Origin of the sequence: Serratia sp. CY47444, from assembly GCF_052168635.1 — a bacterium.
Lineage (GTDB): Bacteria > Pseudomonadota > Gammaproteobacteria > Enterobacterales > Enterobacteriaceae > Serratia > Serratia bockelmannii.
In genome coordinates this window covers 1-23,165 of sequence record NZ_JBJNMH010000011.1, presented here as the reverse complement: position 1 = coordinate 23,165, position 23,165 = coordinate 1, and the positions used below count along the sequence as shown (strand labels likewise).

At 57.9% G+C, this 23,165-nt stretch carries 24 protein-coding genes and 1 pseudogene; 15 read left to right on the top strand and 10 right to left on the bottom strand.

Going from position 1 to position 23,165, the window contains the following annotated elements; genetic code table 11:
* The first annotated feature begins 36 nt into the window (after positions 1–36).
* Positions 37–675: a leucine efflux protein LeuE gene (gene leuE / locus ACJ8IL_RS15105; protein ID WP_004940625.1), complete on the top strand. Its 639-nt coding sequence runs from the start codon at positions 37–39 to the stop codon at positions 673–675.
* A 159-nt stretch (positions 676–834) separates the two neighbouring features.
* Positions 835–2,334, top strand: coding sequence for an aldehyde dehydrogenase family protein (locus ACJ8IL_RS15100; protein ID WP_442516642.1), 1,500 nt, complete (start codon positions 835–837; stop codon positions 2,332–2,334).
* Between the two features lie 33 nt (positions 2,335–2,367).
* Here ACJ8IL_RS15100 and feaR read toward each other — a convergent pair whose 3' ends face one another.
* Entirely contained in the window at positions 2,368–3,267 is a 900-nt protein-coding gene (gene feaR, locus ACJ8IL_RS15095; protein ID WP_261127942.1) for a transcriptional regulator FeaR, read from the bottom strand.
* Between the two features lie 222 nt (positions 3,268–3,489).
* Here feaR and ACJ8IL_RS15090 point away from each other — a divergent pair, with 222 nt between their 5' ends.
* Positions 3,490–4,212, top strand: coding sequence for an acid phosphatase (locus ACJ8IL_RS15090; RefSeq protein WP_060447665.1), 723 nt, complete (start codon positions 3,490–3,492; stop codon positions 4,210–4,212).
* A gap of 35 nt (positions 4,213–4,247) precedes the next feature.
* On the opposite strand, the gene ACJ8IL_RS15085 is transcribed toward ACJ8IL_RS15090, so the two are convergent.
* On the bottom strand, positions 4,248–4,889 hold the full coding sequence (locus ACJ8IL_RS15085; RefSeq protein ID WP_043135553.1) for a DsbA family protein: 642 nt from the start codon (positions 4,887–4,889) through the stop codon (positions 4,248–4,250).
* A gap of 108 nt (positions 4,890–4,997) precedes the next feature.
* Positions 4,998–5,402: an Exc2 family lipoprotein gene (locus ACJ8IL_RS15080; protein ID WP_060447666.1), complete on the bottom strand. Its 405-nt coding sequence runs from the start codon at positions 5,400–5,402 to the stop codon at positions 4,998–5,000.
* 193 nt (positions 5,403–5,595) lie between these two features.
* Between ACJ8IL_RS15080 and ACJ8IL_RS15075 the strand changes: the two genes are divergently transcribed.
* Complete coding sequence (locus tag ACJ8IL_RS15075) at positions 5,596–5,844, top strand: hypothetical protein (protein ID WP_019454278.1); 249 nt, start codon at positions 5,596–5,598, stop codon at positions 5,842–5,844.
* Here the strand turns inward: ACJ8IL_RS15075 and ACJ8IL_RS15070 are convergent.
* Positions 5,841–6,608, bottom strand: a complete 768-nt coding sequence (locus tag ACJ8IL_RS15070) for an NAD(P)H-dependent oxidoreductase (protein ID WP_049206240.1) — start codon at positions 6,606–6,608, stop codon at positions 5,841–5,843. The two genes, ACJ8IL_RS15075 and ACJ8IL_RS15070, sit on opposite strands and share 4 nt — an antisense overlap.
* A gap of 84 nt (positions 6,609–6,692) precedes the next feature.
* Here ACJ8IL_RS15070 and ACJ8IL_RS15065 point away from each other — a divergent pair, with 84 nt between their 5' ends.
* A complete protein-coding gene (locus ACJ8IL_RS15065) occupies positions 6,693–7,073 on the top strand; it encodes a winged helix-turn-helix transcriptional regulator (RefSeq protein ID WP_025301684.1) in 381 nt (126 codons plus the stop codon).
* On the opposite strand, the gene ACJ8IL_RS15060 is transcribed toward ACJ8IL_RS15065, so the two are convergent.
* Entirely contained in the window at positions 7,070–7,651 is a 582-nt protein-coding gene (locus ACJ8IL_RS15060) for a flavin reductase family protein (protein WP_043135548.1), read from the bottom strand. The two genes, ACJ8IL_RS15065 and ACJ8IL_RS15060, sit on opposite strands and share 4 nt — an antisense overlap.
* A 174-nt stretch (positions 7,652–7,825) precedes the next feature.
* Between ACJ8IL_RS15060 and ACJ8IL_RS15055 the strand changes: the two genes are divergently transcribed.
* The 5 genes from ACJ8IL_RS15055 (at position 7,826) to ACJ8IL_RS15035 (ending at position 13,453) form a co-directional block, all read left to right on the top strand.
* Positions 7,826–9,427: an ABC transporter substrate-binding protein gene (locus ACJ8IL_RS15055; RefSeq protein WP_025301682.1), complete on the top strand. Its 1,602-nt coding sequence runs from the start codon at positions 7,826–7,828 to the stop codon at positions 9,425–9,427.
* A 268-nt stretch (positions 9,428–9,695) separates the two neighbouring features.
* The gene (cybB, locus tag ACJ8IL_RS15050) at positions 9,696–10,220 is read left to right on the top strand and encodes a cytochrome b561 (RefSeq protein WP_080271280.1); all 525 of its coding nucleotides are present in this window, start codon (positions 9,696–9,698) and stop codon (positions 10,218–10,220) included.
* Between the two features lie 53 nt (positions 10,221–10,273).
* On the top strand, positions 10,274–11,560 hold the full coding sequence (locus ACJ8IL_RS15045) for a hypothetical protein (RefSeq protein ID WP_025301680.1): 1,287 nt from the start codon (positions 10,274–10,276) through the stop codon (positions 11,558–11,560).
* Positions 11,557–12,732 (top strand): hypothetical protein, encoded by a 1,176-nt coding sequence (locus ACJ8IL_RS15040; RefSeq protein ID WP_149570260.1) that lies wholly within the window; start codon positions 11,557–11,559, stop codon positions 12,730–12,732. The genes ACJ8IL_RS15045 and ACJ8IL_RS15040 overlap by 4 nt, the downstream gene beginning before the upstream one ends.
* A 16-nt stretch (positions 12,733–12,748) precedes the next feature.
* Positions 12,749–13,453 (top strand): hypothetical protein, encoded by a 705-nt coding sequence (locus tag ACJ8IL_RS15035; RefSeq protein ID WP_060432512.1) that lies wholly within the window; start codon positions 12,749–12,751, stop codon positions 13,451–13,453.
* A 3-nt stretch (positions 13,454–13,456) separates the two neighbouring features.
* Here ACJ8IL_RS15035 and ACJ8IL_RS15030 read toward each other — a convergent pair whose 3' ends face one another.
* Complete coding sequence (locus ACJ8IL_RS15030) at positions 13,457–14,572, bottom strand: hypothetical protein (RefSeq protein ID WP_442516641.1); 1,116 nt, start codon at positions 14,570–14,572, stop codon at positions 13,457–13,459.
* Between the two features lie 485 nt (positions 14,573–15,057).
* Here ACJ8IL_RS15030 and ACJ8IL_RS15025 point away from each other — a divergent pair, with 485 nt between their 5' ends.
* Complete coding sequence (locus ACJ8IL_RS15025; RefSeq protein ID WP_442516640.1) at positions 15,058–15,591, top strand: hypothetical protein; 534 nt, start codon at positions 15,058–15,060, stop codon at positions 15,589–15,591.
* A 50-nt stretch (positions 15,592–15,641) separates the two neighbouring features.
* On the opposite strand, the gene ACJ8IL_RS15020 is transcribed toward ACJ8IL_RS15025, so the two are convergent.
* The 3 genes and pseudogenes from ACJ8IL_RS15020 to ACJ8IL_RS15010 all read right to left on the bottom strand — a co-directional run.
* Positions 15,642–15,860 carry a TM2 domain-containing protein gene (locus tag ACJ8IL_RS15020; protein ID WP_015376761.1) on the bottom strand — a complete coding sequence of 73 codons (219 nt, stop codon included), beginning with the start codon at positions 15,858–15,860 and terminating at the stop codon, positions 15,642–15,644.
* Between the two features lie 699 nt (positions 15,861–16,559).
* Positions 16,560–16,715 carry a DUF2274 domain-containing protein gene (locus ACJ8IL_RS15015; RefSeq protein ID WP_442516639.1) on the bottom strand — a complete coding sequence of 52 codons (156 nt, stop codon included), beginning with the start codon at positions 16,713–16,715 and terminating at the stop codon, positions 16,560–16,562.
* Positions 16,694–17,638: pseudogene (locus ACJ8IL_RS15010) on the bottom strand (AraC family transcriptional regulator); the annotation flags it as partial. The gene ACJ8IL_RS15015 and the pseudogene ACJ8IL_RS15010, both read right to left, overlap by 22 nt.
* A gap of 166 nt (positions 17,639–17,804) precedes the next feature.
* On the opposite strand from ACJ8IL_RS15010, the gene ACJ8IL_RS15005 reads away from it, so the two are divergent.
* The 4 genes from ACJ8IL_RS15005 to ACJ8IL_RS14990 all read left to right on the top strand — a co-directional run bounded on the left by ACJ8IL_RS15005 (position 17,805) and on the right by ACJ8IL_RS14990 (position 22,660).
* Entirely contained in the window at positions 17,805–18,788 is a 984-nt protein-coding gene (locus ACJ8IL_RS15005) for an alpha/beta hydrolase (RefSeq protein WP_442516638.1), read from the top strand.
* On the top strand, positions 18,778–19,821 hold the full coding sequence (locus tag ACJ8IL_RS15000) for a saccharopine dehydrogenase family protein (RefSeq protein ID WP_442516637.1): 1,044 nt from the start codon (positions 18,778–18,780) through the stop codon (positions 19,819–19,821). Before ACJ8IL_RS15005 ends, ACJ8IL_RS15000 begins: the two co-directional genes overlap by 11 nt.
* Before the next feature lie 1,204 nt (positions 19,822–21,025).
* Positions 21,026–21,124, top strand: coding sequence for a YoaK family small membrane protein (locus ACJ8IL_RS14995; RefSeq protein ID WP_154871247.1), 99 nt, complete (start codon positions 21,026–21,028; stop codon positions 21,122–21,124).
* Positions 21,125–21,955: 831 nt separating this feature from the next.
* A complete protein-coding gene (locus ACJ8IL_RS14990; protein WP_273853205.1) occupies positions 21,956–22,660 on the top strand; it encodes a colicin Z family toxin in 705 nt (234 codons plus the stop codon).
* 54 nt (positions 22,661–22,714) lie between these two features.
* Here the strand turns inward: ACJ8IL_RS14990 and ACJ8IL_RS14985 are convergent.
* On the bottom strand, positions 22,715–23,165 hold a 451-nt coding region (locus tag ACJ8IL_RS14985; protein WP_442516636.1), incomplete at its 5' end, for a hypothetical protein.

Below are 23,165 nucleotides of genomic sequence, written 5' to 3'. Positions count from 1 at the left end.
TTTTTGCCTGTTAGTTGCGCGCATGGAGAGGTTATTGTGTTAGAGAGTTTTGGCGTCCTGAATTTATGGACCTATTTGGCCGGGGTGGTCTTCATTATCATTCTGCCGGGGCCGAATACGCTGTACGTGCTGAAAACCGGCATATCGCGCGGCGTGCGCGCCGGCTATACCGCCGCGCTGGGCGTGTTTATCGGCGATGCGATCCTGATCTTCTGCGCCTATATCGGCGTGGCGTCGCTGATCCGCACCACGCCGTTCCTGTTTACCCTGGTGCGTTTTCTCGGCGCAATTTACCTGCTGTTCCTCGGCGCAAAAATCCTCTACGCCACCTTCGTGCAGAAGGCGCAGGCGCAACAGCAGCAGATTGAGGGCGGCCACAGCATTCTGCGAAAATCGCTGACGCTGAGCCTGACCAACCCGAAGGCGATCCTGTTTTACGTGTCGTTCTTCGTGCAGTTCATCGATTTCAACTATGCGCACACCGGGCTGTCGTTCACCATTTTGGCGCTGATCCTCGAAGCCGTCAGCTTTATCTACATGAGCACGCTGATCTTCTCCGGCGCGATGCTGGCGCATTTCTTCAATCACAAGAAAGGCCTGGCGAAGCTCGGCAACGGCCTCATCGGCCTGCTGTTCCTCGGCTTCGCCACCCGTCTGGCGACCCTGAGCTCGTGATCCCTCCCGGCCGGCGCCCGCCGGCCGCGGTTTACCCTTCCGTCACGGCAAAATGACACGCAGGACAAACCGAATGTCAGGCAGACCAAAGCCGCCGCTTTCCCGCTGATCTAGACTTGCAGGGTTAACGATAACCTGATGAGCCTGATCGGAGGATGTATGTCTGACAATACCGTAGCCGTGCTGGATAGCGTATCGCGTTTTCTCGATCGTCAGCATGGGCTGTATATCGACGGCCAGTGGCGCGCGTCCGCCGCGGAAGGCCGCCTGGCGGTGTATAACCCCGCCAATGGGCAGCAGATCGCCACCACCGCCGACGCCAATGAACACGACGTCGCACTGGCGGTGCAGTCCGCCCACAAAGCCTTCAGTGAAGGCGTCTGGGCGCAGCGTCTGCCGGTCGAGCGCGAGCGTATCCTGCTGCGCTTCGCCGATCTGGTGGAGCAGCACGCCGAAGAGCTGGCGCAGCTCGAAACCCTGGAGCAGGGCAAATCCATCAACATCGCCCGCGCTTTCGAAGTCGGCAGCACCCTGAACTGGATGCGTTACACCGCCGGGCTGGCGACAAAAATCACCGGTCAAACGCTGGACGCCTCTATTCCGATGCCGCCGGGCGCCAAATATCAGGTTTATACCCGTAAAGAGCCGATCGGCGTGGTCGCCGGCATCGTGCCCTGGAACTTCCCGCTGATGATCGGCATGTGGAAAGTGATGCCGGCGCTGGCCGCGGGCTGCTCCATCGTCATCAAGCCGTCGGAAACCACCCCGCTCACCCTGCTGCGCATCGCCGAGCTGGCGAGCGAAGCCGGCGTGCCGCCGGGCGTGTTCAACGTGGTCACCGGCCGCGGCACCGTGTGCGGCAAAGCGCTGACCGAACATCCACTGATCGCCAAAGTCAGCTTTACCGGCTCCACCCCGGTGGGCAAAAGCATCGCGCGCTCGGCGGCGGATCGCCTGACCCGCGTGACGCTGGAGCTGGGCGGCAAAAACCCGGCCATCGTGCTGAAAGATGCCGATCCGCAGCAGGTGATCGAAGGCCTGATGCTTGGCAGCTTCCTCAATCAGGGGCAGGTATGCGCCGCCAGCTCGCGAATTTATATTGAAGCGCCGATTTATGATCGGTTGGTGGCCGGATTCGAACAGGCGGTGAAATCGCTGTCGGTCGGGCCGGGGATGGATACCGGCGCGCAAATCAACCCGCTGGTGTCGCTCGCGCACCGCAACAAGGTGGCGGCCTACCTGGACGACGCCCGGGCGAAAAACGCTGAGCTTATCGGCGGCGCGGCCGGGCCGGACGCCAACGGCTTCTACATTCCGCCGACCCTGGTGATCAACCCGGACGATCGGCTGAACCTGACGCGCGAGGAAGTGTTCGGCCCGGTGGTCAACCTGATTCGGGTGGCGAGCGCCGAAGAGGCCTTGAGCAAGGCCAACGACACCGACTTCGGGCTGACCGCCAGCCTGTGGACCACCAGCCTGCAGCAGGCGATGGCGCTGACGCCGCGCATTCAGGCCGGCACCGTGTGGGTCAACACCCATACGCTGATCGACCCGAACATGCCGTTCGGCGGGTTCAAACAGTCGGGCAGCGGCCGTGATTTCGGCCCGGATTGGCTGGACGCTTACACCGAATCGAAATCGGTCTGCATCCGCTATTGAGTGAAGCGGCGCGGGCCTGGCCCGCGCCCTGATTTACTGATACTGACGACGGTATTCGCTCGGCGACATGCCGAAACGCTGCTTGAAAGCGGTCGAGAAATGGCTGTGATCGGTGAAACCCCAGTCGAGGCCGACGCCGGCCAGTTTTTCCTGCCCGGCGGCGCTGCGCAGCGCCTGCGCGCACAGATCCAGCCTGCGGTTCCTGATGTACTGCGCCACCACCAGCCCCTGACGGGCGAACATCCGATACAGGCTGCGTAACGACACCCCCAACTCGGCCGCCACCCACTCAGGGCGCAGCTGCGCCGACTGAATATGCCTGTCGATCAATGCCAGCGCCTTGTCAAAGACCGGTTGCTGCCCCTCCGGCCGCGCCTGCTCGAGCGCCAACGCCGGACGCAGCAGCGCCGCCAGCGCATTCAGCACCGCCTCGCTTTCCGCCGCGGCAAGCTGAGGATCCTGCATGCTGCTCAGCACCAGCTGGCGGCTGAGGCGCACCGCGCTGAGCTCGGCTCCCAGACGCTGAGCGCAAGGCGGCGGCAGCGGCAGGCAGCCGCGCGGCAACAACAGGGAGATTTGGCGCGAATCGCGCTGGAAAGTGAAACTGCTGGGCTGTGAGGCATCGATCAGCGTCATGTCGCCGGGAGAGAGCACCGTTTGGCGATCGCCCTGCTCCATCAATGCGCTGCCGCGCAGCTGGATGACGGTGAAAAAGTGCGCACCGTCGCTGCGGGCAATTTCACGCGGCGTACGGTACAGCCGGGCCTGGGACACATCGACCACGCTCAGGCGCAGGGCATGGGCACGAAACTCCTGCATCGCCCCGCTGAAGCCGGGCCCCAACGTTTTCGCGCAGAATCGGCCGCAGGCGGTGTTGATTTTCCCCAGCCACTCTTCGAAGCCGACGTCCCGGAGCGTTGCCAATGCCGTCATGATCTCTCCCTTCAAACAGCAGCGGTGCTGCGCCGTTGAACAGAAAAACACCATAACAATCCGTTAACACACAATCAATGGCGAGCGGGGGATTTGGCGCCGCGATCACAGATCATCGGGCGCACGTCATCAATCCGCCACGAAACCGTCATCTCATCGTCACAGGCCTCGCCAAAAATACAGGCTGTTCCCCCTTCACGTTGACTCCCTGGACATGACCCGATGAAATCGTTGCAGAAATCCATTTTAGCGCTGTGTTTGTTTACCACCAGCGCCCTGGCCGCGTTCCATGCGCAGGCGGCAGAGGAAGCCCAACCGTTCACCACCGCGCAGCAGGTGGATCTGACCCACATCCTGCCGCCGCCGCCGGCCAACGACTCGGCGCAGACCCAGCGCGAACTGCGGGAAGTGCTCGACATGCAGCAGAAACGCACGCCGGAAATGGCCAGCCAGGCTAAGGCGGATGCGGAAGAGAACGTCTGGGTATACAGCAACGTGATGGGGCCGAAGTTCAACGCCGAAGCGTTGCCGGCCGTGAGCGCCTTCTTCGATCGCATCGTCGCAACCGAAGCGGCGGTGGTCGATCCGGCGAAAGATTTCTGGAAGCGCCCGCGCCCGCATATGCTGGACAGCCGCATCGAGCCGATCGTCAAGCGCTCCAGCTCCGGCTCCTGGCCTTCCGGCCACACCACGCTGGGCACGCTGATGGGCATCACCCTGGCCAATATGGTGCCGGAGAAGCGTGCCGCCATCATGACGCGCGCCTGGCAATACGGCGACAACCGGGTGGTGGCGGGGATCCACTACCCTTCCGATATCGAGATGGGCCGCATCGCCGGCAGCGTGATCAGCCAGCAGCTTTCACAGCAGCAGGATTTCCAGCAGCAGTACCGGCAAGCACGCGACGAGCTGCGCCAGGCGCTGGATTTACCCGCGGCGAAATAGACCCGGCGGCTAGCACCGGGCCCTGACGACCCGGTTTACGGCTGTTTGTCCAACAGGTAACGCACCACCGCCGCGTACTCTTTGGCGTAGCCTTCAACGCTGGTGCTGGCCATGCCGGCATTGTCTATCTTGTATTTGCCGGCCACGTAGAACGACGGGGTGCCGCGCACCTCGAATGCTTTCACCGCTTCGTTCTGCTTGGCGATCAATCCTTTGACCAGCAGGCTGTGGCGCGCGTTTTCATAGGTAGCGGCATCGATGCCGGCCGCCGTAAACACCCGCTGAATATCGTCGGCGCCGTTGACGGCGCGCTGTTTCTGCACCGCGTCGAACATCGCCCCTTCAATCTTGTCTTCCACGCCCAGCACCGTCGCCACCGCCCAGGCTTCGGTCAGCTCATTGCCCAGTTTGCCCATCAGGCTGACGTGATATTTGGTGACTTTCTCACCGGCGGGCAGCGCCTGCGCCACGGTACTGCCTACGCGATAGGTATCGGCGAACTGATAGCAAGGGCCGCAGTAGAAGGAGAAGAACTCCACCACCGCCGGCGCGGCGGCCACCGGCTTATCCAGCCGGGTGTATTGCTCGCCCGCACGGTAATCCGCGGCCTGAACCGCAGGCAGCGCCAACATCAATACGACGGCGGCGGCGAACGAACGCTTAACTTTTGCCAACATAAACACTCCTGGTTTCATCTATGAACATCGTCCTTAGCGGCGGTTTTTATAATCAAATAACCGCCAGAAGACCAGTTTTTATTACCTTCTATTTGTGAGGGATTATGTTCAGCGACCTTCGTAACCGTCCCAGTACGCACCTACCGCTTCCTGTGAGAGCACCTGGCGGCGCTTAGGATTGTCGGCACTGCTGTAGGCGCGATTAATGAAAATGGTTTTGTGTTCCATGTTCTGCTGGAACTCCGCGCTGGCCAGGTAATCGGCCTTTTTCTGCGCCTCGCTGCGCGCCACGCCTGCCGCGCGATCCTTTTTCCCCAGTTGGTAGAACTGTTCGAACATCGGCACGGCGTTCTTAATACTGCCGTTCACATCGGTGCGGAATTGCGGATCAAAATCGTCGCGAGTTTGATAAACGTAGTGTTTGGCATGCTGCTCGGCACTGCTGAGGTGATGGGTGCAGGCGCTGAGCGCCAACAGCGGCAACAACAGCGCCGCGCTTTTCAGTCTTTTCATGTCGTCTGTCCCTGTCAGTGAGGAAGGTTCCTTTAGCGCCACGAGCATAGCGCCGCCACCCGGCAAACGTCAAACGACAAAAAACGCATCACATTGTTTTATATTAATATTATATACACTGATTGGTATTCATTGCCTGAAACACTATGCTTTAACAGAACAGGGTAAACACTCACCGACAGCGAGGCGGCCAATGAAACCGATCGACAAAAACGTGGGGGAGTACGACCTCACGGCGGAAAAAAAAGCGGGCATGATCACCGGCACCATCCGCGGCGAACTGCCGGACAGCGACGCCAATCTGCCGCTGCTGCCCTTCTCCGGCACTTTCGCCGGCCCCAGCGTGGCCGAAGCCATCGCCGATATTCAGCAACAGTTCCCCGACATCGAACCGGCGATTATCGACGATTTGCGCGAGGAACTGCTGAAGGCTGGGTTCTAATCCGGATCGCGGTGCCGCACGAACGGACTGTAGACCGGCGCGCCGGGCTTCAACGCCAGATCGGCGTCAAAATCTTCATTGCGATTGAACGGCACCGCCGGCCAGGTGGAAAACGCGTTCAAACCGTCCCGGTACGTCTGTGTCACCTGTGCCAAAGCGGCATTTTGCGCCTGCAGAGCTTCGCCCGCCAACCCGCCGCGCACGCCATAGACCAGGAACGGCTCCAGCACGCTAAAGCCGATATAGTGCAGCGCATGCATGATTGGCCACAGCATCAGCCGCATATCGCCGTCGCGCCCGTTCGGCGCGCAGGCCTGTGCGGAAGCGCCGGCGGTCACGGTCAGCAGCGCCCGCTTACCGCACATCACGCCGTTCTCATGGCGGTGGCGGCTGTCGTAGATCCCGCCGTAAACGAACACCCGATCCATCCAGCCCTTGATGATGGCCGGCGCGCCGAACCACCAGAAAGGGAACTGCAGCACCAGCGTATCCGCCCAGCGCAACAGCTCGATATGCCGCCGGATCTCCGCCGGCAGCGCCTGGATCGTCCAGTGATGGCGCTGCTCCTGCATCGCATCGAACCGGTCCACCTGCTTTCTGCTGGGGTAATGGCCGGCGCCCTCGCACGGATCAAACCCCTCCTGATACAGATCGACCGTTTTCACCTGATGCCCCTGCGCCAGCCAGGCCTGCCGCGCCTGTTCGGCCAAATGGGCATTGAAAGAATGCGGCTCGGGGTGAGCCAGCACAATCAGCACGTTCATCCTGTGTCTCCCGTTGTAAGGTGGTGCTGTTATGCTGTGGCTTTATCGTCCCCTTGGCAATTACGCACCTGAAGGTAACCCCCAATGGCTTATCCCGGCGACGTCTATTCGAGCAAGTGTTCCGCACGCGATGCGCTGGCGCTGATTTCCGGCAAGTGGGTGATGCTGATCCTGCCTGCGCTGGCGCAGCGCCCGATGCGCAACGGCGAGCTGCTGCGCCGCATCGACGGCATTTCGCAGAAGGTGCTGACGCAAACGCTGCGCCAGCTGGAACGCAACGGGCTGCTCGAACGGCTAGATTTAAGTGAAAAGAATCAGGCGCATGTGGAATACCGGCTCAGCGCCGTCGCCTGCTCGCTGGTCGAGACGCTGGCGGCGCTGGACCGATGGGCGGAATACCATTTCCCCGAGCTGGACGCCGCCCGCGAGCGCTATGATGCCGACCGCGGGCGCGAGGCCGATTAAAGCGGTTTGGCCCGCAGCGTCTCGCCGCTGCGCACGAAGTTGCCGGCCCCCAGATGATGAATGGTGTGCAGATCCGCATTGGCGGCGGTGAAGTTCCAGCGCCCTTGCTGGAACACCCGCTCGTCCGCCGCCGCGCTCAACACCTCGCCGAAGCAGGTGTCGTATTTTTCCTGTGCGCCGCTTTCCGGCAATAAGCGGCACTCCAGCCACGCCACGCAACCCTGTTCGATCAGCGGCACCTGCAGCGTGGCGCTCGGCGCTGCGGCGATGTGAAAGCGGGCAAACTTGTCTTCATCCAGCCCGGACACGCTGCCAACCGCGTAGGTGGCGTCGATGAACATGGCCGCCGGCACGCAAATGCCGAATGCGCCGCTCTCCTCGATCATTTGCCGGCTGTGCGCCCCTTTGTCCACCACAATGGCGATGCGCGGCGGGCTGAACTCCACCGGCATCGACCAGGCGGCGGCCATCACGTTGCGTTTGGCGCCGTCGTGGCTGCGGCTGGTGATCAATACCGTCGGGCCGTGGTTCAGCAGGCGGCTGGCGTGTTCGAGGGCGACAGGACGAAAGTGGCTCATCGGGAAATCCTTGCGAGTGACTGATTGTCCCGCAGTGTAGATCTGCGCTGCGGCGGCAGGCAACGCGGGGCGCACAGAATGCGCAGGTGAGACGCTTGTTCCCCGTCTCGCCATCCGTTATCTATAGTTAGATCAATTCGCCGGTAACGGCCCACTCCACCTGAGGATCTTGCCTTGACGTTTTTAAAACACCCTATCGCCGGATTGGTGCTGGCCGGCTGCGGCCTGCTGTCGGCGGGCGGCGCGCTGGCCGCTTCCGATGCGCTGGTGTACTGCACCGTCGCCTCGCCGGAATCGTTCAACCCGCAGCTCTCCAGCTCCGGGCCGACCTTTATCGCCACCTCGCAGGTGCTGTACAACCGCTTGGTGACGCTGCGTGAAAGCGATAAAACCCCGGCCCCGTCGCTGGCCACCGAGTGGAGCGTCAGCCCGGACGGCAAGACCTATACCTTTACCCTGCGCCAGGGCGTGAAATTCAACAGCAACAAATACTTCACCCCGACACGCGACTTCAACGCCGAAGACGTGGTGTTCACCGTGATGCGGCAGAAGGATCCCGCTAACCCTTATCACAAGGTCTCCGGCGGCAACTATGAATACTTCACCGACATGGGCCTGGATAAGCTGATCACCAAGGTGGAAGCGGTGGACGAGCATCACGTGCGCTTCACGCTGAGCCAGCCCAACGCCGCCTTCGTCGCTGACTGGGCGATGGATTTCGCCTCGATCCTGTCCGCCGAATACGCCGACGCCATGCTGAAAAAGGGCACGCCGGAATACGTCGACAACTGGCCGATCGGCACCGGGCCGTTTGCGCTGCAGCAGTACAAACAGGATTCGCTGATCCGCTACATCGCCAATCCGCACTACTGGCAGGGCGAAGTGGCCAGCAAGCACCTCATCTTCTCCATCACGCCGGATCCGCAAACCCGGCTGGCCAAGCTGAAAACCAACGAATGCCAGATCATCCCCGCGCCGCTGCCGGAACAGTTCGCCGCCATCAAGGCCGACGGCAACCTGCAGCTGCACGACATTACCGGGCTGAACGTCGGCTATCTGGCGTTCAACACCCAGAAAAAACCGTTCGACAACCTGCTGGTGCGCCAAGCGTTGAGCTACGCGGTAGACAAGAAAGCGATCGTCGCCGCGGTGTTCAAAGACAGCGGCACGCCGGCCAATTCACTGCTGCCGCCGGGCATGCTGGGCTACAACGACAAACTGCCGGAGTACGCCTACGATCCGCAGAAGGCGCGCGAGCTGCTGAAGCAGGCCGGGCTGGAACAGGGCTTTGAAACCGACATCTGGTCGATGCCGGTACAGCGCCCTTACAACCCGAACTCCAAGCGCATCGCCGAGATGATCCAGAGCGACTGGGCGAAGGTGGGCGTGAAGGCCAAGATCGTCACCTGGGAGTGGGGGCAGTATCTGGCCGGGCTGCGCAAAGGCGAGCAACAGAGCGCGCTGTACGGCTGGGTGTCGGACAATGGCGATCCGGACAACTTCGCCACCCTGCTCGGCTGCGCCGGCGTGCAGAGCGGCGCCAACGTGGCACGCTGGTGCGATAAGGATTATGACCGGCTGATCCAGCAGGCGATCCAGGAGAACCAGCCGCAGGCGCGCGCCAAGCTGTATCAACAGGCGCAGGTGATCTTCGCCAAACAGGCGCCGTGGCTGCCGCTGGCCACCGGCAAAGTGTTCTACGCCACCCGCAGCAACCTGAGCGGCTATGTGGTGGACGTGAACGGCAGCGATTTCGCCAAGGCCAAATTGAACTGATCTTAGGCGCCGCAGCGCGGACTGCGGCGCAACCCGCTTCATCGCTTAATAAGCTGCCAGCCTCTGAACCTATCATTATTAGCTTCATAACTTACGGCGCTCACCTATCACCAGACGCATATCCCACTAAACCAATAGCTTAATAAGCGAGCTGAACCTGGCGTTTTGCCTAAATTGCGCGCACGCGCTTTCCTCCGGTGTAACATTTCGTTACCATCGACGTACAGACCCTTTAACATCAAAAGGTAACCCGGTGCAGAACACCTACATGCCGTGGCAAATTCGCCTGCACTGGCTGGTGGCGATCCTGCTGGTCATCACCTGTGTCACCATCGAGCTGCGGGGCTTTGCCGAACCGGGCAGCGCCCCTTGGTACGTGCTGGTTGTCACCCACTTCAGCTGCGGCGTAACGGTATTTGCGCTGATGATCGCCCGCCTGTTCCTGCGCTGGCGCCACCCCTCGCCCGCCATCGCGCCCAAACCGCCGAAGTGGCAAACCGGCCTGGCGCACCTGACGCACACCCTGATCTACCTGCTGCTGCTGACGCTGCCGGTGCTGGGGGTCTATTCGCGCTATCTGGGGGGCAAAGAGTGGTATCTATTCGGCCTGCCGATGCCGTTCGCCGACGTGGCCGATCGGCCGCAGGCGCGGGCGATTATCGGCTGGCACAAAACGCTGGCGTCATTCGGCTACTGGCTGATCGGCCTGCATACCGCCGCCGCGCTGTTCCACCACTATATCGTCAAGGACAATGCGCTGGTGCGCATGCTGCCACTGATGAAAAAGCGCTGACCATCCGGCGCCAGGGATGAATTTTCGGGCCACGCCTGCTGACAGGGAATGATATGCAAACCCAATTTTTTCATGTGACCGTCGAGCAATGCGCTTGCCAACAGACGGCGCCCGACAATCTGGTGAGGATCATCGCCTCCGGCCAGACGTTCTTTTTTTATCGCGATGACTTCAGCGACAGCGAAAATCTGCTGGCCAGGCTCGCCGCCGGCGATCGGGTGAAGATCGGCGCCCACCGCCTGCGGGACGGCAGCTACTGGCTGCACTGGCTGCTGCACGGCACGAAAGGCCGGCTGGAGCCTGACAGAACGCTGAAATATAAGCTGAAATACTTCGCCCTGCTGCTGCTGGGCGCGGCGCTGGCCGGCGGTTTCCCGGCGGCCTTTTTCATCATGGACCGGGAAGATTCCTGGCTGACCATCGTCCTGTTCTTTATCGCCATCATCGCCGGCCTTATCGGCATCGGCATGGTGCTGTTCGTCGGTTCGGAGCTCCTGTTGATTGCGCACCGCGGCCGCAGGCGCCTGCTCAGAGCGCTGGATCGCGTGCTGCAGGGGCAAGACGTCACGCCGCCCGGCTCGCTCAGCCTGAAAATCCCCGGCATCAGATACCGGGCCGTCCGCGCAGACGCCGCGCCAGTGCCCGCAACGCCACAAACCGAGTTCCCCCTCCCCGAGGGCGTCGAGGCCTCCGGCATAGAGACGGTCAACGCCCTGAGCTACGAACTCTGCCACTATGAGATCCCGCGGCAGGTGCAGTATTTGGACACCTATGCGTGGCGCCAGAAGGAGACGCACTTCGCGTTGACGACCCGCGCGCTCAACGTCCCCAATACCAAACTGCACCCGGTATTTCGTCGGCAACATCCGCTTTTCATCGCCAAAGGCGATCCGCTGCAGGTGCTGTATTGCGAAAACGACACCGTCCCCGAGTTGCCGACGGTGCGTGGGATCATCAATCATCGCGATCGCCAAACCTATCTCATCGGCGGCAGCCGCTACTTCACCGAAGCCGGCCTTAACCTGTGCGCGCGCGTTGTCTTCATTTTTGGGGCAATCGTGGCGTGTTTTGTGCTCGGCATGACGGTGGTGGATAACGCCGATACCCCGGCGGGCTTTTACCTGGATGCCTGGACCCTGAAGCGCCTCGGCAGTGAATTGCCGCCGATTATTCTGCTGCTGATGCTGATGGTCAGCGGCCTGGCGCTGCTGATCGAGGGTTTCGCCCAGATCTGTCGCCTGTACTCTTTTGACCAGCACCGCACGTTTAAAACGTTTAAATACCTGCGAAATCTGCGTCGCAGGTTGTGGCGGCAGGCTCAGGTGACGGAGCTGAAATGATGACGTTAGCGCTTTATAAAAGACCCCTTATTATCCTGACGCTGTTTTTAGCCAGCGCGCTGGGCGTCTATTTGCTCGCCCCTGAGCAACGCTATGCGCAGTGGCAATGGACTCGGGGCGACCAGGCGTTGCCGACGATAGCCCGGTACGATCTCATCCACAGCTACCCGGCGCAGGACGGCGCCCTGCTGCTCACCAGCAAAAGAAGTGAAGACCGCGCGTACAATAGCTTTTACGGTTGGGCGGCCAACTACCTCAGCCAGGTGCTGTTTGCCGGCCCAAAAGGGTTACAGATGCTGGGGGAACTCGACGACTTGATCCACGATGCGGTTTGCGGCGAGCAGGAGTGCGTGCTTTTTCTCTCTGAGGGCCGCAGGCTGGTTGATGTGCAACGGGGTACCATCGGGGCGCTGATCCCCTGGCCGGAGGGCGACGACAACCGGCCTTCCTTTGTCGGCGGCAAACTGGTGGCGCAACCGGGAAAACGCGCGCTGTATCTCATCAGCACCGAAGGCGTATTCTACAGCCCGGACTTCGGCGCCCATTGGCGGCAGACGCTGGATCTGCCGGCGCTGCTGGACGCGCGGCAACTGCTGGGCTTTGAGCGCGGCGAGGAGGAGTCACCGACGGCTTACGCCTCCGGTAAGCGCAAATCCGTACCCGAGATATTCACCGCCATTGATGGCGACCGCGTGCATTTCTGGATGAACCCGGTGCTCGGATCTGGCGCGTTACACATCGCCGTTAACGGTAAAACCGGCGAGGTGATTGAAATGCATTGGCTGCTGGTGCGCGTGGAGGAAAGCGCGCAAGCCCCGGACGGCGGCATCTACCTGATCGCACAAACGCTGGACAGAGGGCTGTATCAGCTTCTGCGTTATCAATCCGACGGGCAGTTGAAGGTGCTGCTGGAGACCGGCGATAAATCGCTGTATCAGCTCTGGGCGGGCAACGATAAGCTGGTCGCCCAAACGGATAACGGCGATGCGCGTCTTTCGCTGATTTTCGATCTGCGCTCATCCGACGTGCACTACCGACAGCCGTTGGAGTACCGGTACAACGGGCGCGACGACGCGCGCCAAACCGTGATCGAACCAGAAAGCCACTATGACGATGACGGGGAGATCCCGGCGCTGCCCTACTTCGTTCGCTATCGCTCCACCACGCCGTGAACATAAGGAACTTGCCATGCTGTTAGGTTATGGCGCCGGCGCCGCCGGCCTGCTGGCGCTGTTATTGGCCCTGCTGCTCGCCGGCATCCTGCTCGCCTGGTGGGGCTGGCGATACGCCGCCGCCCGCTGCGGCCGCCCGCGCCCGCCGCTTTCCTGGGGCGGCTATCTGTTGGCCTCGGCGCTGGCGATCTACCCGGTGGCGTTCGCGCTGATGCTGATCGGCATGGCCATCCAGGACATCAAGAGCCAGCGGGCGGAAGATCGTTGGAATCAACGCAGCTACTTGACGCTCGACGAGGCAAAGCCGTTCGGTGAAACGACGCTGCCGAAAGGCAGTTGGGTAAACCGCCAGGAGCCACGCCTGCCCGGCACCGAAGACAGTCCTATCACGATGAACGGCGTGACCGCCGTGCGTTTTCCTCAGCCGCAGAGCGTGGCCGGCGTGCCGATCATCGCCTTCGAGGTTTTACCGCCGGTGATGGAGCTGGCAGGTGCGCATACCTTTACCCGCCCGAGCGGCCAAAGGGTGCACTGCGAAGCGGGTTGGCTGGTCACCTTCTTGTTGCCGCCGGATCGGCCGGCCCCGCAGTGGGAGGAGTGGCAGGCCGGGCTGCCTGCGGCGGCGTTTCGGCCCAGCGACTGGATCTTTAGGGAGTGCTTCTCCGGCAGCCCGATCGCGGTGCTGACCTTGCACAACGGCGAAGTCAGGGTGCTGCCTTAAGCCTTACGCCGTGGCGTTGGGCAAGCGCACGATCACGCGGTTATTGGCCGTGGGCAACTGCAGCGGCGTTTCCTGCCAGCTCACCGCGATAACCAATACCGGCGGAGCCGGCACGCGCGGCTCACGCCCGCCTGGCCCCACGCTGTAGGCATCCCATTCAATCACAAACACCCCGCCGTCTTGCGGCTCGATCCGCTCGACGAAAAAGGTGGTGTCCGAACCGCGCCCGCCCGCCGGTTTATGCGCATACGAGAGCAGGCTGAACCACTCGCCGGCGAAGTAGAGATGGTATAGGCCATCGACGATATGCTCGCCGCGGAACTGGCAGCCGCCGACGCTCAAACCGTCACCCGCCGGGGATTCCGCCACGCGTTCGAGATCGCGCACGAAGCGATCGGTCGGCCGGTTATCCAGCAACAGTTCATAAGGCGGCGTGTGCAGCAGCGCGGCAGGATCGTCCGCCAGGCGCAGATTCGCCGGCAACATCAAGCGCGCCGCCAGCACCCGGCCGTTGGGCAAGGCGATCTCCAGACGATCGGCCGGATCCTCTGTCCACGGCGGCACCCACAGACCGCGCACAAGGTGCAATGGCGTAGCCTCCGCCTGCCGACACCTCGCCCGCAGCCGCGCCAGCGCCTCGGCGGTACCGGCGGCCAGCGCGTCCTGCTCGCGATCGGTCAATGCCGGCAGCGCGTACATCATCCGGGCAGCAGGCTCGTACACCGTCAGCCCCTCACCCTCACGACTGCGGGTCGGGATCAGGCGCAGCTTGCCATCGTCCACGTCCTGCGGCGCCGCACAGGCGCCATGCACAATCGCCCCGTCACGCAGCAGCAGCGTCCAAAAATTGGGGCCGCCCATGCCCAGTTCCCCCACGCCGCCAATCTGCCGATCGCTGTCGCCGGCGTGCGCCATCTCAATCGGCTGCGAACGCCAGTCGGTCTTGCGCCACTCTGCGGCCTCTTCGGGGTCTTGCACGCCTTTAGCGGCGTGCTTCGCCCATTGCAGCACGGCAAACAGCGCGATGCACAGCACGCCGAAAATCGGGTGATCCTGCCAAATCAACCCCCAACCGACGATCAAAAAGGCCCAGGCGGCCATGGCGATATCCTTTTCCACGAGAAAACCGCCTGATTCTAGCGCAGGAAACGCAAAGGGTTGAAGCCTATGCCATGAATAATTAGCCGTTAAATAGAAAGATAATAATTTCAGCGTTATTTCTGTGACTACAAAGATCACATAAATAACGCTTCAAAGAGTGATTTTAACGTAGAAAAGACAACTCCCTGTATCTCAATGCAATATTCGCAACCCTATTAAAAACCAAAAGATAAAAGGGAAAAAAAAACTGCAGTAATTTGTGCATATTCTAAATATTGACTATGTTTATACATACTCTTTATATGCAGGTAAATAGACTGAAAAAAAAGAGAAAGGCTCCCAATATAATTAAACAAACCTCGCATACCGCGTGGGTGAAACGCTATTAATTATAAAAATTCCGAGGATATTTTATCTCCACGGAACGGGTCACTTTGCATTTTATCGGGCCAATAGGCTACACACCGCAATTAATATCATTATTAGCATTCCGGAGACCGACAATGAAAATCGTTACGGGCATTATCCTTACCTCTGTGGCCGCCTTCAGCGGCACGGCTTACGCGGCCGATGCGCAGCCTACCACAGGCAGCGCGGAAGTGACGCTGGAACACGTGCACGCCGTGATGGAAAACGGCAGCCCGGCGCCACAGCACGACGCCGCCTGCCAAAAAGAACTTTCCATGCCGGAATCGAAATATATCGGCATGAAGGTTAAAACCGATTACAGCATTAACAGCAGCACCATGATGATGTCGGCCAAATCGATGTTCCCATCGCCAAATGACAAACAGCCGATGGAACTGACGGTCGATCTCTCCGCGCTGGGCCTGGCGGATGTGTATGCCTTCGGCGCCTTTAAACCGGCCGCGTTGCCGCAGGCCTATATTTATTTCACCATCGACAAGAATTTTAAAGATCCGGTCAGCACCTTTATGATCATCAACCAAGGCAAGCAATATAACTGCGTCATTTCCAGCTCGAATAAAATGATGAGCAAAGAGATGCGCGGCAAGATGATGATGAAGAAACAGTAACGGAATGAAAAACGGCGCTTCCCGCAACAGGAAGCGCCGTCAGAAAAGCGTTAAATCAGACCCGGATTGTATTTCTGGTTGAACTTCTCTTCCGATTGGAACAGATAAATAATGCCTTCGATAAAGCCGACAATCGCCGGGATCCCCGTCCAGCAGAACAGCAGGTAGAACAGCCCCCACCATTTCATCCCTAAGTAAAACTTGTGAATGCCCAGCCCACCCAGGAAGATGGCCAGCAGGGCCGCCGCGAGCTTGTCTTTTCTGCTCATAGTGCACTTCTCCTTACTTCTCACCGAACCACCGGCATGCCTAAAAACGGATGCCGCTCCACAGAGCGCCGCATCGCAATGCTTGAGGAGAAAACATTCACCCATCAAGACTCAACAGGGGTAATTATAACAGTGATTAATTAAACGGTTGTTTAACCGGCAAAAAGGTAAGCAAAGGGAATCTGAAGGAGAGGTGGTGCGATAATAGGAACAAAACAAATAAAGTAAGCAACTGTTTTAAAATCATTTTTATAATAAAAAAACAGCAATCTATACATACAACTATACACAATAAAATGGTGCACAATACATAGAATAAATTATAAGCAATTAGCACTAACCCAGCGCTCATCATGTTAAAAAAAGATTTATAGGAAAACTGTTCACCCTATACACCTTTTTATTTTATCCTTTTATTTCAATGCATTGATGGGTGCATAGCTACCTTCTCGGTGTACACCTCTGTTCACCTACAGGGTGAACAGCCTGAATCACATGCACAAAAAACGGCCAGAGTCAAGACCTTCGTGCAAATCACGCGAGGCTTGAAACCATATATGGGGCAATAGGTTAGCTCTGTTTCATGCAGCTTGCAGGGGATACGGCGTTTAGGCTGGGAGCCACATGAGAGCCTTGGGAAAGCAAGCCGGGTCGCGCTGTAGCGGTGACGATTGCCAAGGGACGGCGGGCTTGTCCACGTCACCCTTCCTGCCCCCCCCGATCCCCCGCCATGAAGGCTTCCAGCATGTACGGGATCAGCGTCGCTGCATCGACCGCTTCGCCATAGGTTTGCGCATGGAGCCGGGCATAGCGGTCGAGTTTTGCCTCATAGAACTTGGCGCCGTGCCGGTCCACCGCTTGTAGGACTGCGAAAATGAGGACAGGTCGCTGAAGCCCAATACATAGGCGATCTCGGTCATCGAGAGGCGTCCCTCGGCAACCAGTGCTTGTGCCCTGGACTTGCGCACGCCGTTCGAAATATCGCGGAAAGAGGCACCTTCATCCTTCAACCTGCGTTTCAGCGTGCGCTCGCTGACGTTGAGCAGTGCCGCGATGTCCTGCAACTTCGGCGGACTGTCGAACGCATGCGCCGACAGGTATTCGGTCAGGAACGACGCCATGTCCAGGCGGGTCCGCCGGCGCGCGATCAGCTCCGCGCACATGCGCTCGCACATCGCCGCCGTGGCGGCATTCGCCTGCGGCAGGGGCCGATCGAGGAAGGCGTATTCGAACGCGATCGCATTGGCGCGCTGGCCGTGCCGGATCCGCGCACCCAGGACCTGCTTCTTGCCGCCGGACGCTTCGCCGAAGGCGAGGTCGAAGGCGGCAAGCTCGAAATCGCTGCCGATCACGTCGCGCAGCACCCGGCACGTGGCGCCCATGGCCCGCCCGACGAAGAAACGCTGCAGTTCCGCGGATAGCTCCGGCGAAGGCTCGAAGGTCACGACGCCGCGTTGCCCGACGTGGCGGAACGCCATTCCGACATAGGTGTAGGTCAGCGCCAGATAGCGCTGCGCGAGCGCGACAGCCTCCCGGCCCGTCGCGCTGCTCAACAGGCCGTATCCCAGCAATCCATAGGCCGAGAGGCGGTAGGACAGACCCAGTTTAAGGCCGAGGTCGGCCTCGTGTCGGGTCAGTTCCAGCAGATTCGTGGCGACGGCCAACTCCTGCGCGGCCGTCACGGTGAAGTCGGGATCGGAGAGCTGGTTCAGGGTGAGGTGCGCGCCTTTGAGCAGCACCGCCGGGGTGATCCTGCGCTCGCGCCCGTATTCGACCATGAGCAGCACCGATGCCGGACTGCGCACAAAGTTCCAGTGACTCATGCTGCGTTGCCCCCTTTATCTACTTGGCCTAAATTCTAAAGCGAATGACCCATCCTGTCATGGCTTGAATGGGGCTGGCCATGCACGATGACGTTATCGCAACCCTGGAGCCGAATTCGCCATGAAGACCACACCCAAAACCTATGCGGACCAGCCTGTCTGGCGCGATATGCAGCGCTTCTTGCCGCCGGAATTCCAGTGGGACGCAGGTCAGCAACCACAAGAGGAATGGCGGGACTGGAAGGGCCATCGCCTCCACCTCGACACCTACCGCAATCCGCACGCGCAGATGAAAGTCATCCTGTTCCATGGCGTCGGCACCAACGGGCGGCAGATGTCGATGATCCTGGGCGAGCCGCTGGCGCGGCGCGGTTTCGAGACGATCGCAGTCGACATGCCCGAATACGGCATGACCGAAGTCGCCAAGGGCGCGCTGGTCCGCTACGACGACTGGGTGCGCGCCGGCAGCGACCTGATCGACGCGGAACTGGCGCGCGACGACCGTCCCATCGTGCTGTATGGGCTGAGCGCGGGCGGCATGCTCACCTACCACGTGGCGGCGATGAACCGGAAGGTGAAAGGCATCGTTGGCATGACCTTCCTCGACCAGTGCCTGCGGCAGGTGCGCGACGAGACCGCGCTGAACCTGTTCATGAGCCGGATCGGCGTGCCGATGGCGGCCATCGCCGCGAAGACGCCGCTCAGGAGTCTGCGCATGCCGATGCGCCTGGCGAGCAAGATGCATACCTTGGTGAACAACGAGGCGGCACTGAAGATATGGCTGTCCGATCGGCGTTCAGCGGGCAATGCCATGACCATGGCGTTCCTGGCGTCCTATGCCGCGTACCGGCCCGAGATCGAGCCCGAAGCGTTCGACGTCTGCCCGGTCCTGCTGACCCAGCCGGCGGCGGATCGATGGACGCCGCTGCATCTCAGCGAGCCGTTCCTCGAGCGCATCAAGCACGTCCCGGTCGAGACCGTCATGCTCGAGAACGCCGGCCATTATCCGCTCGAACAACCAGGGCTCTCACGTATGGTGGATGCCATCGACGCGTTCTGTCGAAAGGTGACCGGAGACGAGGAAGGAGGCGATCATGGGCAATGAATGGATGATCTACGGCAGCTATGGCTACACCGGCGAACTGGTGGTGCGCGAAGCCGTGCGGCGCGGGTTGCGTCCGGTGATCGCCGGGCGTTCCGGATCGAAGCTGGCGCCATTGGCGGACGAACTCGGGCTCGAGTACCGGGCTTTCGATGTCGGGCAGGCATCGGCGCACTTGCACGACATTGGCGTCATGGTCAATTGCGCGGGGCCGTTCTCATCGACCGCCAAACCCCTGGTGGAAGCGTGCCTCGAAACCCGGACCCATTATGTGGACATCACCGGCGAGATTCCGGTGTTCGAGATGTGCCATGGGCTCGATGCGCGGGCGAAAGCGGCGGGCGTGGTGCTGTGTCCCGGTGCGGGCTTCGACATCGTGCCCACCGATTGCCTTGCGGCCATGCTCAAGGAACGGATGCCGGGCGCAGTGACGATCGATCTCGCATTCTCGTTCGGGACCCGGCCCAGCATCGGTACCGCGCGGACGATCGTGGAGGGCGCCGAGGCCGGTGGCCTGATCCGCCGCAACCATCGCATGCAACAGGTGGCGAACGGTTACCGCATCAGGCGCATTCCCTTCCCTGTGGGCGCGCGCTGGGCCGTGACGATTCCCTGGGGCGATGTCTACACGGCCGACGTATCGACGGGCGTGCCCAATGGCATGGTCTACACGGCGCTGCCGCTGGCGTTGGGCGTGCTGATGCGCGTGACCAACCCGCTGCGGCGCCTGCTTGCGACGGGATGGGCACAAAGCCTGCTCAATCGAGTGGTCGATCGCATGTTCGGCGGCGGCCCGGATGCACAAGCCCGGGCGGACCAACGGACGGAATTCTGGGGAGAAGCCACCGACGCCGCCGGAAACCGGCTGAGCGTGCGGATGACTGCGCCCAACGTCTACGCCCTGACCGTCGACACGGCACTGGAAATTGCCGGGCATTGCCTGTCGGCAACGGACCAGGCAGGTTACTTCACGCCGTCGATGCTACTCGGGTCGCAGTTCATTGCTTCCAGGGCAGGAGTGGACGTTGAATGGTAGGTGGCGGCATGGCCCATCTGGCCGCCGAAAGCCGCCTTCTCCACATATCCACGCCCTGGGTTTCCGGCAACCGAAGCACGCAGGCCCACAAGAGCAAAAGCCAAAATCAATTTCCTAGACACTGCCTGGGAAATTCCGGCTGCTTCGACTACGGGCCGAATGCGTCAGGGTCAAAGCCGGATGGCCATGACTTGGTACGAGGCCCGGGGCCCAAGCCCGCGAACCCGACGACGGCACGCAGCGATTCAATGATCTTGCTCACAATGCACCTCCAGTAACACACCAGCCTGCAATGCTTTCAACAAGGCTTCTGCAGACAGATGGATGTATAGCTACCTTCTCGGTGTACACCCCTGTTCACCTACAGAGTGAACAGCCTGAACCGCAAGCATAAAAAACCGGCCGGAGCCGGTTTGGGGAGCGCTTGTCGTTATGATGTTGGCCGTTCAGCGGCCGATAGGATGCCCTGGTGTTGCTGCATATATTCGGTCACTGCCACTATAGGCGGCGCGGCGATTGAGCGTCCAATGGGTTCGGCAGATCAATAATGGCCTATTGATCGGCCTGGCCGATCAACCCACCAAGCCTTACAGGGTGACACACTTCGTCAGCCAGTCTGGTAGTGCCCCTAACTTAATCTCAGATGAGCTTATTACCTAATTTATAAGCATTTCTGCAAGATTTTTCGGCTCTTTCAGCATCTGCGGTTCGGCAATGTTGGAGGTGCCGAGCATCACGCCCTGTTGTGTGCCGCTCACCGAGATATAATCGAAAAATCGTCCAGCTGATATTAATGCCATTTTATTTCAAATGGTTAGAAGTAAATAGAGGAGTTAAAATCTCTTTCAAGCATAAAATTGAAGATAATTTGCATTTTTTAAGTCATGACACTGCCATAACTTGCCTAAAGCGTTTTAGATATGGTATGAATCTAAAATTGACCGTCATCTTGGGGGCTGGTCGGTCATTCAGGAAGAGACCTAACAGGGAAGTGCCTATGGATGATTGTGCAATTTGGTTGGCAATCGGAGTTATAGTTGTTTTACTCCTTTGAATGACATTGTCTGCGCCTAGTGCGGACTTGTCGTCCTTAGCACAACGTTATAACTTTTGAAATTAATCTACGGCGCATTCCCAAACATCACGAGCTAATGGGCGTTAGCACCAGTCTTGGGCGGGAAGCGCCACCAAATAGCGAGAAAGTATGAAAATTGGACATTTGTTCCCAGTAGCAATAATCATAACGGCTGTTGCATTATTGGCATGGTTTATCATAGGTGGATATGCGGCACCTGGCATGTAACCGTCCATGAATACATAAGAAGCGTAAGTCTACTAAAAATTCACTTAGCTTCAGGTGCGTAAATTCTGATTTAGCTCATGCTTTGTGGAATACAAACTAATTACTACCTATATTCCTATAAGCTTGGGTAATCATAGCAACCCAAAGCTTCTTTCTTAGTTTTTCTATTACCGCCCTTTATGGGCGGTTCTTTTATTAAATCGATATCTCGGCACAAACAGAGCCAAATCCATATATCAGATGTCCCATTTTAAGCCTTTGTTGTGGTGTGATAGATGCCATTGACTGAAGAAGGCAGTGTCATATTTTACTGTCTGCGATAATCCTCGAGTGATATCACATGAAAAATTTAGCGCTCCATCAGAGTAAGAAGGGTAGCATTGCTGCCTCAACCATCTTAAAGACCCAGACTTACATCACGCTGGAGCCACCTGAACCCTTTACGCGCAACGATGTGCCATCTGCTACGGTGGATTCGCCCCTATAACTCCAGACTCAACGACTCTCTTATTGGACTATTTTGATACCACTTGGTCTAAAAACGACTTTTGACAACTATCAGAATGCATTTTTCGCAGAAAAAACCATACAAGGGGTTTGACGGTTAATGATGTAAAAAATACGATAATATTGCAATGTATTGTTTATAAATAAATTTTATCATTTCCTCCATCCCTTTTGAATATTTCTCTGTACTGTGATTAATGCCACAAATGCGAGTAATTCCCATTTGTTGACTGGTTTTTCTGATTGCTGTAGCTTATTGATACTGTATATATAAACAGTGATATATGCAGTATTTTTACCTAAAAAACTGAAAGGAGATTATCAATGGTAAATCATCCGGATAGTGTCACTTATGATGCATTTGACTGTAACAGCGGTAAACCGCACGAACCCAATACCCACTGGGATCCCAATACAAGTGCTTGGGAATGGGATGATCTGAGTGTGAGTTCCGGTTCAGTTCCTGATTCATTCCCAGAAGAGGTCAAAGAAGCGCTGGAAAATAATATTTGTATCATTTGTGGAAAAAAGAACTGTCCATATATCAAAAATGACAAAGATTATCAGGAACTCATTGGCGCCCTAAAAAAAGGCAATTCAGGAGAAGCCAGAAAAATATATATGATAAAGTTTGCTCAACGTAGGGGACAAAGCAAAGGTGCAGTGATACAAGGTCTTCAGGCAGCCCGTGATGCAAGGAAAAAGGACGGCAAGTGTGGAGGTAGTCAATCCTTCCAGTCAAGACGAGTAATTGCCACACCTGGGATCTGGAGTGAGTGGACTGAAATTACAGGGGGTACTGGTAGCGAACAACGCCCACTTGTACAGACCATAAATTTTAATACTTCATCTAATTTAGAGTCATCTTTTGATGTTGAAATTAAATATCCAGAGTCTAATGGCATGAAAACCATTAATACAATAGGCCCGGGTTCTTATCAAATAAGAGCCACTGGAGGTGGAAACTCATACATAAGAGTTAAATCACACTCAGTACCAGTCACTGTAACCATTGATTTCCCGCGATAATTATATTTTATAAGAAAAGCATGAAGTTACATTTATTACTTCATGCTTTATAAACTATTGAGTGTATGCACTTATAATTTCTTTTCCAATATCTCGACTTGGTAGCATTTGTCTGTAACCATTTTCAGTCGTCAATTTACTTGCTATGTAACTCTTTCCTATTAGCTTGCCATTGAAGTATTGTTGCATATCACTTCCGATGTTATCAATAATAAATTTGTTGAATTCTTCAGAACAATAAGGTTTTTCTTTTAGCTTTATAAATATGAAATTATTATCTTTAATTTCTGGAGTGCCCAATTTAATTTCTGAAACACACTCCTTCGTCAAAAGAAATGACTTGTTATTGATAACATATACAAACCTGTCTTTTTTATTTTGATGAGTGCAACCACTTAAGAAAACTGACGCCAGACTAATTATTAATAATCCAGTTGTCTTTTTATTCATATCATCTCCTTTCCGATAAATTAACCTATGGAAAGGAGATGATATGAATAAAAAG

Coding starts and splice junctions, on each gene's coding strand:
- ACJ8IL_RS15035 (WP_060432512.1), top strand. CDS start 12,749: ATGCTGTTAGGTTATGGCGCCGGCGCCGCCGGCCTGCTGGCGCTGTTA.
- ACJ8IL_RS15045 (WP_025301680.1), top strand. CDS start 10,274: ATGCAAACCCAATTTTTTCATGTGACCGTCGAGCAATGCGCTTGCCAA.
- feaR (WP_261127942.1), bottom strand. CDS start 3,267: ATGACGGCATTGGCAACGCTCCGGGACGTCGGCTTCGAAGAGTGGCTG.
- ACJ8IL_RS15080 (WP_060447666.1), bottom strand. CDS start 5,402: ATGAAAAGACTGAAAAGCGCGGCGCTGTTGTTGCCGCTGTTGGCGCTC.
- ACJ8IL_RS15060 (WP_043135548.1), bottom strand. CDS start 7,651: ATGAGCCACTTTCGTCCTGTCGCCCTCGAACACGCCAGCCGCCTGCTG.
- ACJ8IL_RS14995 (WP_154871247.1), top strand. CDS start 21,026: ATGAAAATTGGACATTTGTTCCCAGTAGCAATAATCATAACGGCTGTT.
- ACJ8IL_RS15075 (WP_019454278.1), top strand. CDS start 5,596: ATGAAACCGATCGACAAAAACGTGGGGGAGTACGACCTCACGGCGGAA.
- ACJ8IL_RS14990 (WP_273853205.1), top strand. CDS start 21,956: ATGGTAAATCATCCGGATAGTGTCACTTATGATGCATTTGACTGTAAC.
- ACJ8IL_RS15100 (WP_442516642.1), top strand. CDS start 835: ATGTCTGACAATACCGTAGCCGTGCTGGATAGCGTATCGCGTTTTCTC.
- ACJ8IL_RS15090 (WP_060447665.1), top strand. CDS start 3,490: ATGAAATCGTTGCAGAAATCCATTTTAGCGCTGTGTTTGTTTACCACC.
- ACJ8IL_RS15020 (WP_015376761.1), bottom strand. CDS start 15,860: ATGAGCAGAAAAGACAAGCTCGCGGCGGCCCTGCTGGCCATCTTCCTG.
- ACJ8IL_RS15005 (WP_442516638.1), top strand. CDS start 17,805: ATGAAGACCACACCCAAAACCTATGCGGACCAGCCTGTCTGGCGCGAT.
- ACJ8IL_RS15025 (WP_442516640.1), top strand. CDS start 15,058: ATGAAAATCGTTACGGGCATTATCCTTACCTCTGTGGCCGCCTTCAGC.
- ACJ8IL_RS15065 (WP_025301684.1), top strand. CDS start 6,693: ATGGCTTATCCCGGCGACGTCTATTCGAGCAAGTGTTCCGCACGCGAT.
- ACJ8IL_RS15070 (WP_049206240.1), bottom strand. CDS start 6,608: ATGAACGTGCTGATTGTGCTGGCTCACCCCGAGCCGCATTCTTTCAAT.
- ACJ8IL_RS15000 (WP_442516637.1), top strand. CDS start 18,778: ATGGGCAATGAATGGATGATCTACGGCAGCTATGGCTACACCGGCGAA.
- cybB (WP_080271280.1), top strand. CDS start 9,696: ATGCCGTGGCAAATTCGCCTGCACTGGCTGGTGGCGATCCTGCTGGTC.
- ACJ8IL_RS15085 (WP_043135553.1), bottom strand. CDS start 4,889: ATGTTGGCAAAAGTTAAGCGTTCGTTCGCCGCCGCCGTCGTATTGATG.
- ACJ8IL_RS15040 (WP_149570260.1), top strand. CDS start 11,557: ATGATGACGTTAGCGCTTTATAAAAGACCCCTTATTATCCTGACGCTG.